Source organism: Psychrobacter sp. 1U2 (assembly GCF_051847575.1).
This window is the reverse complement of sequence record NZ_JBPYDC010000001.1, coordinates 94,766-107,564: the sequence shown is the minus strand read 5'-3', so window position 1 is coordinate 107,564 and position 12,799 is coordinate 94,766. Positions and strand designations below refer to the sequence as shown.

Here is a 12,799-nt window from a genome sequence, read left to right as displayed (position 1 = left end):
TTATCTTAACAAGTTTGAAAAAAATAATACCTAAAACAGCTTCCTTAACATGATAGATTGGCTTGATTTAGGACGGTTTCACTAGCAAACAGCACTTTTATTACGACTTAAAGTACGCTTTGGCATAGCAGTTGCATAATTACGAGTATAGTCGGCTGTTTGCATTACCGCATAACAGTTCAGTAGTATTGATTAGATGTTGTTAAAATAGCGTCTGTAGTAGCAAACTTGAGCAGCAGGCTTGCGATTATAGTAGCGTCTCATAAATACCTTAGTATATATAGTATATAAAGCGGTTTAGGATATAGCGCAGTTTATTATGTGAGTATGCGGATATATGTAGCGATCCTGAGGCCAAGCTTTGAATCACAAAAACCCTAGCAAATTTTAATAACCAAAACCTAATAACCCCAACGGAGATTATTTATGTCGAATAAATTATTAGATCTTATCGAATCCTCAAATGCCAAATGGGTGGATTTTCGCTTTACCGATACTCGCGGCAAAGAGCAGCACATCAGCTTCCCAGCGCACAGCGTTGATGAAGAGGTGATGGAAGATGGCAAAATGTTCGATGGCTCATCCATTGCTGGCTGGAAAGGTATCGAAGCGTCAGATATGATCTTGCGACCTGATCCAGAAACCGCTTTTCTTGATCCTTTCTTTGATGCGGTTACCGTAGTTGTGACTTGCGATATCATTGAGCCCTCAACGCTACAAGGCTATGATCGCGATCCACGCTCTATCGCTCGCCGCGCTGAAGAATATCTGAAATCTACGGGCATTGGTGATACCGCTTATTTCGGTCCTGAGCCAGAATTCTTTGTTTTTGATGATGTAAAATGGTCAATTGAGATGTCTGGCGTCAGCCATAAAATCACCGCGGAAGAAGCCGCATGGTCGACCAACGAGGCCTATGAGTGGGGCAATATGGGACATCGTCCCCGTGTCAAAGGTGCCTATTTCCCAGTACCACCCATCGACAGCTCACAAGATATGCGTTCTGTGATGTGTGAGCGTATCGAAGAGATCATCGGTGAGGGTAGTGTCGAGGTACATCATCACGAAGTAGCCCCTTGTCAGTCTGAGATCGGTGTCGCCTTTAACACTTTGGTCCGTAAGGCTGATGAAGTACAGCAATTAAAATATGTCGTCCATAATGTTGCCCATCAGTTTGGAAAAACTGCCACCTTTATGCCAAAACCTATCGTCGGTGACAATGGTTCAGGCATGCACGTGCATATGTCGATTTCAAAAGACGGCGTCAATACCTTCTCTGGTGATGAGTACGCAGGTCTGTCAGAAACTGCCCTATACTTTATCGGTGGTATCATCAAGCATGCGCGCGCGTTGAATGCTATTACTAATCCCTCAACCAATAGCTATAGACGCTTGGTTCCGCATTACGAAGCGCCGATTAAGCTTGCTTATTCCGCCTCTAACCGCTCAGCGTCTATCCGTATCCCGCACGTGAGTAGCCCAAAAGCAGTCCGTGTCGAAGCACGTTTCCCTGATCCGGCGGCTAACCCTTATTTAACCTTTGCCGCACTGCTTATGGCAGGCCTCGATGGTATCCAAAATAAGATACATCCAGGCGATGCTGCGGACAAAAACTTGTATGACTTACCGCCAGAAGAAGAAGCGCAAATTCCAACCGTTGCCGAAAACCTAGAAATCGCGCTACAAGCTTTACGTGATGATCATGAGTTTTTATTAAAAGGTGATGTGTTTACAGAAGAGATGCTTGAAGCCTTTATTGCTCTAAAAGAAGAGGAAGTTCAGCGCGTCAATGTGACCGTGCATCCGGTTGAGTTTGACTTATACTATAGCTGCTAGTCGCTAGGGGATTAAGCGAAACCATTTAGGATAAGCAAAACCAGCTAAGATAATCTTGGCTGGTTTTTTTGGTTTACATATATTGGTTTATACAGTTTCAAAGCAATTAAGGTATTAGTCTCAAAAATAAAGCATAATAATAAATATCACTATTATCTAGGCCAACCGACTATGATTCTCGCACTGAAAAAAAAGTTTATGACAAAACAATCAGCGATAAGCTTGTTAACGTTTTTGTCAATAACGACGGCTGGGGGTTATACGCTAGCAGCAAATGCGGCGCCTATATATAAAGTCGTTGATGAGCGTACCGGTCAAGTTACCTTTACCGATAGTCCGCAGGCGTATGAGCAGCAAGCGGACAAGCAAATTAGTCAAACAGGTATTACTACCGGCAATAGTAGTAGCATCAATGCTGCTAGCCCCAACCGCACAGATACTAGCGCCAATGGCAACGATCAGGTGAGTCAACTGGCAGCAGTGCCAAAACCGACCTTACAAGCTGCAGTCAATTATCAGCTGACTATGGTTGAACCTAAGGCTGAGCGCGCTTATCAGCGTCCAGGACAAATCATCACCGTCAATCTGCAACTGAGCCCAGCGCTGCAAGCAGGAGATAGCATTAGTATCTATCTAGATGATAAGTTGATCTCGCAAGGCGTAACCGCTTCAATCGCCACAATCGATCTCAATCCAGGAGAGCATACGATTGAAGCGATAATAGAAAATAAAGCAGGTCAAATTGTAAATCGTCTTAGCCGCAGCGTTTATGTCATTCAAAACACCGCGATATTACAAAAAAAGCGTCAACTTGCGCAGCAATTGCAAGCGTATCAGCGCCTGCCTTGGCAGCAAAAACTACTACTCAAACTCCGTCAAAAAGATAATATCAATAACGACACCCAATAAGCCGCTCGGCTAGGGTTTATTTGCAAATTAGATTTAATGGTAAGCGCGGCTGTAATTGAACTAGCAATTAATGATGTGCTATGATTCTTAAATAATTTATCGTGGGTTTAATTGATTGATCACTTTGTTTTCGTCATGAATAACATACATGACCAATCTTGCAACTTCCAGCACGATATAAAATAATACTGGTAAAGCGCATGAGCTTGTACTCCGACACTCTCATCTGTGCCTAATTTGTTTGTCACAATGCATAATGACAAACCTTATCACTTATTGTCGGAGTTGCAGGAGTCCACTATGCCCACTAGCTCTAATTCGTCAGCTACTCAAGATACCTACATTTCTATATATACTCGACACTATCAGCCGCGTCACCTTCTAGCCCTGCAAATTATTCAGCAAATACATAAGCTTGAGCTACGACCACAGCATATCACTCAAAAGATGGGGTATCTGCCCAAACATACGCTACCTGCCTGTGAGCGCTTACGGCATGTGTTATCGAATCAATATTTAGGGCTTGATGGTAGTTATATAGATGGGCGCTTTACAGCAGAGGAGTTTTTAGCCAAGTTGTTGTTAGTGGTGGAGATAGCCTATGAGACGGTCGAAGATGACCTGACTCATATCCAATATCAACTCAGTATTGATACTGATAATAGGAAAAATACTGAGAGTTTGCATAAAAAGCGTTCAAGCGTAAAGACGGCTGCTGACTATAGTTAAGCGCACCCAAGATTTGTTAAGTGCACTCAAGGTCTATAGAGAAGTACTTGACTGCGAATTAATCAGTCACTTGATAGTTGACCGTAGGCTCAGTGCTAGGAATAGCACTTGCTATCTTAACTTTATCGACAATAGCAGCATCTGCTATTGAGAGCGAGATAGGGGTTGGCACTATAGAGGTTGGCGAGGTTAGCACTTGTCCGCGACAAACATCATCGCTTGGATCTAAGGACTTGTACTGCTGATAGTAGCTGACGGCCAGCTCTTGCATAGCAACACTAGCGGCTGAGTCATTAGCATTGACAAAAGCTTCGCGCGCTTGCTCAAGCCAGCGATCTGCCATTCGAAAGTGAGGGCCTGAGCTGCGAGAGCCATGCTCACAATGATCGGCAGCGGCCCACACTAAGCTCACTTCACTAAAGGCAAGCTCGCGCGGCGCATTAGCGATACCGCCGCTATCTTTTAGTGCACTAATATTGGCCCAAAGATCGGGGCGCATCAGCGCTGAGGTCTTGGGAATATCGACCGTTAAGTCTAAGCTATTTTCCTTGCCACTTTGTAATACTTGCAAGATATTTTTTGCCTCATCAAGGGCGTAGTTTCCGGCGGCGGTGCTGCTATTAATACGGTCTTCATGATTGGCATAATTAAGCCAAGCCTGCGCTTTGTAAGCAAAGTACTGCTGCCGGGCACTCATGCTAGCGAGCTGGTAACTCTTGAGCTGTAGTTGCATACAAGCGATTGCACGCTGGTTACCCTTATCGTTATTTTGAGGTTTTATAGAGTCGATATGACAGTTGACAGCGGTAGTAGTAGGACTAATGATGACATCTTCATCAAGCGAAACGGCAGCCTGTACCGTAGAGATACTCGTCAATCCTAACAGTAGCGCAAATGATGAGGGTGCTACTGAAAGTAGGGCAGTCTTCAAAGTTACCGATTTATTTGCCATATTAGTCATAGAGCAGACCTCAAATTAAAGTAAAAGTATTTTTAAATATAGTCAGTTCGAAATAAAATCGATACGCTAATGTCATCGTGCAGTTGGTATAAATTTTCCTTGCGTGCTGTTATGACAGAGGCTGCGCAAAACTCATCCCAACTGCACTGTATTGTTTTTAAAGTGGATTGACTATAGCTTATAAAGTAGAATTAGGGTCTAAACGTGGGTTAGTGCTAGTATCTTCACCTTTAAATAAATATTCGTCAAACTTAAAACGTAATCTAAAGTAAGCGCCCTCTTGAGTCGTGTCGTCATAGGCAATATCATCATCTTCAAAGCCCATAAAGTTATAGCCAAGCGACAACCATAAGTTAGTCATTGGGCTGTAGCCGACTTCAGCACCTAGCATATACGACATATCGTTCGCTTGCTTGTTCCAATAAGTTCCCGCTTGTAGGCCAATATCCCAGCGCTCAGTTAAGTCATACAGACCGCGACCATATAGAGCATGGGCAGTGTTGTCGCTACTGATGCCATCGGCACTAAATTCAGTGTATTTACCGGCGTAACGACCAGACAAGGTGAGCGGGCGAGTCGGATGATAATTGCCACTCCAAGACCAGATAATCGTGTCTTTTTGATAGGTATCGTCGCCGGTATTATTATCATCTAAACGATATTCAAGTTTGGCTAGCATATCGAGTTGATTACTATCATAGTCACGGAAGGCAGCGCCTAACTGGAAGCGATTAATCGTACGATCGCCATCATCATAATCGACTTGCGAGTAGATGTTTTTGGCAAGTAAGGTTACTTCATCAGTATAGCGATAAGCAATACCAGCGCTACTGAGCAGAGTATCGCTAGTCTCGCCCCAACGCTTCTCTAAGCGTCCTGACACCTTGTAATCTTCTTTCGCTAGGTACTCAACACCTACGCCTGCTGCTGTAGCGGTGTTCTCTGTTTCTCCTTCTAAGGATTCAACACGCTCAAATAAGGTGTTTATAGTCAGACCTTGTTGCACATACCATTTGTTTTTGAGACCGATAGCGGCTTCTGCTTCGCGCGCACTGATCGCATCTCGCATACGGTATTCGCTATAAACTTTACCGTCTTTCATGTAGTTGGCGTCAAAACCAAATACCGTGCGTTGACGCTCTTCGGTATCGTCAAGACCATAGCTGCCGGATAGGCTGTTGATCAAATCGTGACGAGCATATAAACGGCCTAAACTACCAAGGGGCGTCTCACCACCGACAGAAGTGGCATTGCGCTCGCTGTTATCGATATCTTGCTCATATTCTGCAAACACTAATGAGTTATTGAGCTTAGGCAGACGCGCGGTGATACGAGCGCGCGCGGTAGTGCCTTCAATATCTTTATCAGCATCATTAACACCGCTAAGTGCCGATTGGTTAATGATGTCATCATTAAAGAGGGTATCGTCAGTGACATCGACGACATCAGTGGCGTCTTGAATATTGCGAGAAGCGGCTGTCGCGTCCTGCTTATAATAACGTACACCAATCTCACCGACGACATTAGTGCTCAAACGCTGCTCGATACTGGCTAGTACCCCTTGGCGGCTGGCTTCGGTAGTCAAGTCTTTAGTAAGCACGCCCTCTAATTTTAACGCTGTTTTTTTATCATTGATCAGATGTGCGAACTCAAAGCCAGACTCTTGACGACCAGCTGTTTGCGGGGAGGCACCGGTGACAAACCCTTCATCCGTATCATTATAGTAAGCTTTAGCACGAGTGTTTTTCTTATCATCATAATCAAGCTCGATACGTAGAGCATCGCCATCAGTATCATTAGTGTCTAATGCTGAAGCGTTAATCTGATTGCTAGGCTGAAAGTTTGGATTTTCCGCCTTGTTCATCGCATATTCAGCGACAAGCTTGAGCTTATCGTTCATTTTGACAACGGTATTGACACTAGCCAATTGCTCTTCGTTTAGCGGATCATCACTATTGATATAGCTGCCACCGATGGCGATTTTTTTAGTGAGTTGTTGCTTAACAGCGATACCGCCTACGATATAGTCTTCGCCGCCTTCGTCCACTTCTACGGTGACTCGTAGATAAATAGGATTGCCCGCCAAATCTTGACTAGCGATGGGGGCTTTTAGAAATAAGCTGCGGCTAATTGGGTCTATCTCATAATCAGCAAAGCGCGTGAGGGTCTCGCGGCTGATGATTAAGCCTGGATTGTTGGCATCACGAGTAATGACCTCGATAGTTTCTGAGTTTTCTAAAACCGCATCGAAGTCCTCCGCTAAAGGATAAGGGCCCGAGATACCCAAACCGCGAGTTTCATTAACGCGCTGGCTAGTACTGGTTTCAGCGACGAAGGCAGTGACGCGAGTATTGTTATCTTCATACTGGGCTTTAAGGCCCGTCAAAGTACGATTATATTGACCGAGCTTGATGCCTTCATCGTTATCAATTTGCGTTTTTAGATCGCCATACATAGCGAACGAGCGGCCTTTATCCACACGCACATAAAGCTTGCTCGTCGACTGCGCATCGAAGCCTTTGGCAGAGGAGTCGCCGTAGACTGGATAATATTCGCCAGGTTCGATATCACGGAACAGGCGCTCGCCTTTTTTATCGCTATCATAAGCGAGCGTTAGTAGATAGTCGCCGCGTACCTTGCCTTTTAGGAACATCGCAGCGCGGCCCGAGGCGGCGTAATCGTCATTACCTGAGATCTCATGAAGCTCTTCCTCAAAAGCGCCTTGAGCATCAGTGATATTGCCGCCATCGAAGTCTTTGAGTGAGATAGCACCTTCGACGATACCGACGGCGATGAGCGGACGCAGCTTAGCGGTGAACTGTAGCGGAATGATTTGTTTGCTGCTACCAGTATCGATAACCAGCTCGCCTTTGCCGGGAACGCTTGGCGCGGTGACAGGTATCAACAGCTCGCCGCCATTAACAGTAATTTGTGTGCCTGCTTTGTCTTTGCTGCTATCTTTTAGATTAATGCGGCCGATATTGGTGTCGATGGTGATCGGCGTAGAGGCGACGTAAGGACGGCCGTCACGATCTTTTAGGCTGATAACGACTTGATATTCGCTCATACCATCGGCAGGAACGAGCCGATCTTGGGTACGGTAGTCAATCGCCTGCAAGCTATCTGGCGTTGTTACTTTAATCGTTTGTTGGGAGATAACCTTACCATTGACGTCAGTAGCCACGCCGCGCAAGGTATTATTACCGCGCTTTAGATCAACTGCATAATAATCGAAAGCGGTTACCTTTTGCTTTTCTTGCTCAGCGGTTTTACCGATCTGCTGCTCTGAGACTGCTTTACCGTTAGCGTATAAAGTAAAGTTAGCACCGAGCGGCGCTTGTACTTGCACCATTTGCTTATAAGTACTTAGCTGCTGGCCTTCATTTAGGTTAATAAAGGCGACGTCATTATCGGAGACTTCTTTTAGAAACTCTTCGAGTACTTTTTCTTTTGGTTGGGCGATAGTATTGACTTCTAAATCGATACGCTCGCTAGCTGGACTGACCATCTCATTGACGATAGCTGTGTCGCACTGGATACCTTGATCTAGCGCATCGTTAGACTTACAGCCGCTAGCATCGACATTGTCATCATAATCACGATCGTATATCGGCTCTAGATCTAACTTACTTTTGACCGCTTGCTCTAAAGCATTATTTTTGGCGCTGATACTTTTACTACGAGCAACAAGTTCAGCATTTAGGCGATCGGTGCTATCACCCATACCGCCGACGATAGCAAAGTCAGCGCGATGCAGCTCGCCATATTTTAAGTCGACGAAACGGCTACCAGCGTCGCCGGTATTACGGTTACTTTGAATGACTAGTTCTGTAGCGTTTGGAATAGTGGTGCGATCCACTTTTAACACGTGCGTCTTGGCGCTGACACCATAGAAGTTATACTTACCTTCAGGATCGGTAACGATGAAGTTACCATTTTCCATATAGATACGCACGCCAGCGACGCCAAGCTCACCATCTTCTTTTTGCTGGATGCCATCACGATTGATATCATGGTAGACCTTACCTATGATGATGCCGTCGGTATTCATCACGCCGCGCTCTACTTCGATCTGCCACTGCGCTTCTCTTGAGACTAGGCTTTGACCTTGCTCGTTATTGGCTACCGCAGTCGCACGATTGATTCCATCCCCGCCTAATGCAGAGGCACCGATCAATACTCGATAGGTGATCTCTTTAGACTCATTAGCGGCTAAGTTGCCAAGGCTTAATACCTGATATTTGCCTTCAGTACTAAATTCAGTGGTCTGAGGCTGATTGATATCTACACCGTTATCGGTATTATTGTTATCGATACGGACGCTATTTTTGACGATATCAAAACCGCGCGGTAACGCATCTTTTAGCTGTACATCATAAGCAGTAGAGTTGCCGTTGTTGGTCACGTTAATGGTATAGCTAACATAATCGCCAAGCTCAGCACTCTTAACTTCACTTTCCTTGGTCACGACTAAGGTTGGATTATTATCGACGATATCGATTTTCGTGTCTAAATCTTCGATGCGAAGGGTAAAGTCGCCCTCATTTGGTAGCTGCTCAGAGCCAGTGCCAACAGAAGGAGCGATACAAGCGTCTAAGCTAGCTGTCAAAGTGTCATTTGCTAAAGTTTGAATGATTCTATCATTGATAGCGTTGGCGTTATTTTGGGTAGGAGCCGATAGCTGATATTTACCGGTGCTGTTACCAGTCTCAAGCGCTTTTAGTGAGTATTTATCACCTGTAAGTAAAGAGGTGATAGTGACCCAAGCTTGATCAGGCTTGTCTAGCTGTACGTTACACTGGGCGTAGCTGGCTTCAAGATAGACATTTTCATCGATTTGAGAGCTTGTTTTATTCTCATCAAATTTAGGAGTGGTAAAGTTAATCTCAGGCTCAACGATAATTAGACTATCGAGAGCTGCAACAGTGATTGACTCGTCTTCTAACACGACAGCGCCAATCTTAATATCAGCAGTATCGCCACTTTTACCGTTCACATCTGATAGAGCTTGGACGATAAGCTGAATACTCTCGCTTTGACCAAGTTTAATCTGGGTAGTTAAGCTGTCGAAGATGATTTCTCTATCTTCTCCATCGATGATGCCGTTGTTATTTAAGTCTTGATAGACTTTGACATTTGAAAGCGATGGAGCAACGTCAAGGCTCAGCTCGACAGTCTGATTACTATAGCTGGTGTTTTTTAGGACATTTATCCAGTGGACAGTCGCATTAGGCTCAACGGTCTGTATTAGCGGCTGAGTTAATTCAATACCGTACTCAGGTAGCGCAGAGGATTTGACTTGCACTTGATTTGAGGTACTGCTTTGCTCAACCGAACCAACATCGTAGCTGGCGTTTGCAGTGTTTTTGATGATTTGTAAATTCGGGTTTGTATCATCCGCGGCTATGGCGATATTTGATTGCATAAGCAACATAGCAAACGACAGCGCAGATATCTTAGCTGTTGAGTGCGTGATGTATTTAGACGTATTTATTACATGAGATGTCATAATATGTCGCTTATCCAATAAAATATAAAGGGTGGGTCTATAAGCAATGCTCATTACTTATAGACTTTTAAAAGATATTATTTAAGTCAAACGATTACGGGTTAACTTTGATAGAGAAAGTCATCGTGCCAGTACCTTCTGCTGGTAAGGTACCAAGAGTAGTAGTGATAAAGTCTCCAGTATCATTATTCACGACACCATTAGTTGATGTACCAATTAGGCCTGTAACGTCATCTTGATAAGTCGCTTGCGCATTCCATAGCGCTTTTTCATCTGACAAGGTCACAGTAGTTAAGACTTTAGTTTCAAACGTGTTAGTTGCAGTGATTTTATAAACGATACAATCGTATGGTTTGGCATTGATGCCTTCGCCTCTACCAAATGTTAAGCCACTAGTATCAGTAGGACATGTAAGATTTTCGATGCCAGTAGCAGAGACTACAGCTGCTAGTTTTTCTAACTTAAGGCCTTGAATAGTCGTCGTGTTATTGACTGTTTTAGCTGGAGCATCAATTCCATCCACTACCGCAGGTATTAGGGTTACTGAGTTTGTTTCCTTTAGACCGATATCATTATCAGTCGTACCGACCTCACCATCAGAGGCACCATTTGACTTAACGGTATAACCAATTTCTACAGTGCTACCTGCAGTAGGCGTCTGACCGTCTGCTGCAGTGTTTGGTACGAGGATAATGCTATCAGGTAGTTTATAAGTACCGTTAGGATTCTTGGTTAAAGGTGTATTGGTACCATCGGCCGCTACGTAGTAAGGTTTCTTACCTTCAGCTTCTTCAATAGAAAGCGCATTACCAGTAACTGGATCTGTTAATGTGATGGTGATCGGACGATCCGTACCACCTTCATTTTCGTTACCTTCGTTGGTAATGATATGCGAGTAGGTCACTTCACCTTGTACTGGGACTTCTTCAGTCGTACCTGCAGAAATAGTCAGGTCACGATCGGTAAAGGTAATCGTTGATGAAGTGTCTTCACCGATATTGCCTTGACCTTCAACGCCGTTAGGAAGATTAGGGTTATCTATAGTGTCATCTGTACTATCAGAGATATCAAAGCCATTAGTATTATCAGGCTCTGGTGTTGAGTTATCGTAGTTGTCATATAGAGTGACATGGTTGGTCGCACTACCAGCTTCAGTTAATGTCTCTTTATTGATACTGACTTTAAAACTAACGGTAATATCCTCTCCTACGGCTAAGGAGGGTAAAGTACCCTGAAGGGTCTGGCGATTATTTGGTTTAGTTATTGTGAGATTAGTGTCAGCTACAGTTGCAGTACCAAACTTCACTGAACCTGGAACTAGGGTCATACCTTCAGGCAGTTGATCTCGGAAGACAACATTATCTGCATCTGTACTATAGCCAGGATCGACGTTAGTGACTTTAATGCTGTAAGTAATCTCTTGATTATCAGCGTTTAAGTCAAAACTGTTACAATCCGTCGTCTTACCTTGGCAGGTAGCAGACTTGTCGATTTTGAATACTGGCACCTTGACAATAGTTTGGTTTTCGTTGGTCAGTTTTTGTTTTGCTGGTTCTGCTGCTGCAATAAAGGTACTGGTTGCTGTTAAGGTACCGACACCGATATCACCACCCGTTTTATTACCAGTAGCTACTTGATAGCTAAGCGCTGCTTCTAATCCTGGTGGTAGTTGGATAGTACCACCACTACTAATCGTGCCAGACTTTGCTTGACCAAGAGTAGATAGAGCTTCTGATTGCTCTACTGATAGCGTACCACCGTCTATTGGCTGGATAGTATAGTCAATAGATGCTGAATCCAAAGCGTAACTTGGATCTTTCGTCACGATGTCTGAGTTTTCGCCTGTTGTATTAATCGTATAAGTATCAGACACGTTACCAATGTTGGCTAAGGTATGTTTAAACTCAGTCGTGTTATTCGGAGTGGCAGCGATGTCTTCGTTCTTTTCATCAATGACACCATCAGAAGTAGCAACTAATGAGAAGTTCGCTGTTTCACTGATATTTACGATAACCTCATTAGACTGAACTTCTGGCTGAAATTCAGCATCATTACCTACCTTATATTTCGCAGTTGCGATGTTTTTGATACCATTTGCGCCTTTGCTTACTGCACCAGACTCAGTAGGCTTAGTATTCGCCATAGCACCAGTCGACACGCCCATCAGCGCGGCAACGCCAACAGCAAGCAAGCTATAGTTAAAAGTATTCGATTTCATGTATTGCTCCAAAAGTCTAAAGAACTAGGGTAAGGGTTAAAGGTTAAAAGGAACGCACGGTTAGAAATGGATTAATTAACGACAGTATTGAGCGCGACGTCTGCTGATTTTTGTGCAGGTAGTAGCTTGATATTCCAGCGCAGCGATTTATATTCAGAATAAGGAATTTTGACCATCTTGCCGTCGACTTTGCGCATCAATGGCATATCGGCGTAGTTCTTGCCATCGATACTCCCTTGTGCACTGGCAGGGTTAGCTTCACCAGTGAACGTCATATTGGCAGGGATAGGCAGTACAACTTCTAAGTCTTGGATATCTTGATTGATGGTATTAGAGTAAGTCGCTTTGTACTGCACAATGGTACCGGCAGGTGCGGTATTGACTGGTACGTAAGAAACCTTGCCTTCGCTATTAGTCACGACTTTATTAGCCGACAGCTGCATCTTTAGCGCGTCATCAGCATGAGCAAAACTCATCAAGCTTACCGAAGCTAGAGCAGCGATTAGTGTATTACGTAGGGTAGTGGTGTATTTCATAAAAGAATCCTTGCTGATGTCATGATCGTTAGTAAGAGTTATATTTTTAATTTGGCTTTAGCTTGTTTCTGTCTTTATCGCTGATCTATATTTACAATCTT

At 44.1% G+C, this 12,799-nt stretch carries 7 protein-coding genes; 3 read left to right on the top strand and 4 right to left on the bottom strand.

What is annotated here, in order from left to right:
- Positions 1 to 426 precede the first annotated feature (426 nt).
- The 3 genes from glnA to ACS8FD_RS00400 all read left to right on the top strand — a co-directional run bounded on the left by glnA (position 427) and on the right by ACS8FD_RS00400 (position 3,474).
- On the top strand, positions 427 to 1,836 hold the full coding sequence (gene glnA / locus ACS8FD_RS00410; RefSeq protein ID WP_439273921.1) for a type I glutamate--ammonia ligase: 1,410 nt from the start codon (positions 427 to 429) through the stop codon (positions 1,834 to 1,836).
- 198 nt (positions 1,837 to 2,034) lie between these two features.
- The gene (locus tag ACS8FD_RS00405; protein WP_439273920.1) at positions 2,035 to 2,745 is read left to right on the top strand and encodes a DUF4124 domain-containing protein; all 711 of its coding nucleotides are present in this window, start codon (positions 2,035 to 2,037) and stop codon (positions 2,743 to 2,745) included.
- A 300-nt stretch (positions 2,746 to 3,045) separates the two neighbouring features.
- Positions 3,046 to 3,474 (top strand): hypothetical protein, encoded by a 429-nt coding sequence (locus tag ACS8FD_RS00400; RefSeq protein WP_439273919.1) that lies wholly within the window; start codon positions 3,046 to 3,048, stop codon positions 3,472 to 3,474.
- 58 nt (positions 3,475 to 3,532) lie between these two features.
- Here the strand turns inward: ACS8FD_RS00400 and ACS8FD_RS00395 are convergent, their stop codons facing one another.
- The 4 genes from ACS8FD_RS00395 to ACS8FD_RS00380 form a co-directional block, all read right to left on the bottom strand.
- Positions 3,533 to 4,435 carry a hypothetical protein gene (locus tag ACS8FD_RS00395; RefSeq protein ID WP_439273918.1) on the bottom strand — a complete coding sequence of 301 codons (903 nt, stop codon included), beginning with the start codon at positions 4,433 to 4,435 and terminating at the stop codon, positions 3,533 to 3,535.
- A gap of 178 nt (positions 4,436 to 4,613) precedes the next feature.
- Entirely contained in the window at positions 4,614 to 9,860 is a 5,247-nt protein-coding gene (locus ACS8FD_RS00390) for a hypothetical protein (RefSeq protein WP_439273917.1), read from the bottom strand.
- 178 nt (positions 9,861 to 10,038) lie between these two features.
- Complete coding sequence (locus ACS8FD_RS00385) at positions 10,039 to 12,162, bottom strand: hypothetical protein (RefSeq protein WP_439273916.1); 2,124 nt, start codon at positions 12,160 to 12,162, stop codon at positions 10,039 to 10,041.
- Positions 12,163 to 12,233: 71 nt separating this feature from the next.
- On the bottom strand, positions 12,234 to 12,698 hold the full coding sequence (locus tag ACS8FD_RS00380; RefSeq protein ID WP_439273915.1) for a hypothetical protein: 465 nt from the start codon (positions 12,696 to 12,698) through the stop codon (positions 12,234 to 12,236).
- Positions 12,699 to 12,799: the final 101 nt, after the last annotated feature.

What these genes read in the sequence shown, in the direction of transcription:
- glnA (WP_439273921.1), top strand. Translation starts at nt 427, where the DNA reads ATGTCGAATAAATTATTAGATCTTATCGAATCCTCAAATGCCAAATGG.
- ACS8FD_RS00405 (WP_439273920.1), top strand. Translation starts at nt 2,035, where the DNA reads ATGACAAAACAATCAGCGATAAGCTTGTTAACGTTTTTGTCAATAACG.
- ACS8FD_RS00400 (WP_439273919.1), top strand. Translation starts at nt 3,046, where the DNA reads ATGCCCACTAGCTCTAATTCGTCAGCTACTCAAGATACCTACATTTCT.
- ACS8FD_RS00395 (WP_439273918.1), bottom strand. Translation starts at nt 4,435, where the DNA reads ATGACTAATATGGCAAATAAATCGGTAACTTTGAAGACTGCCCTACTT.
- ACS8FD_RS00390 (WP_439273917.1), bottom strand. Translation starts at nt 9,860, where the DNA reads ATGCAATCAAATATCGCCATAGCCGCGGATGATACAAACCCGAATTTA.
- ACS8FD_RS00385 (WP_439273916.1), bottom strand. Translation starts at nt 12,162, where the DNA reads ATGAAATCGAATACTTTTAACTATAGCTTGCTTGCTGTTGGCGTTGCC.
- ACS8FD_RS00380 (WP_439273915.1), bottom strand. Translation starts at nt 12,698, where the DNA reads ATGAAATACACCACTACCCTACGTAATACACTAATCGCTGCTCTAGCT.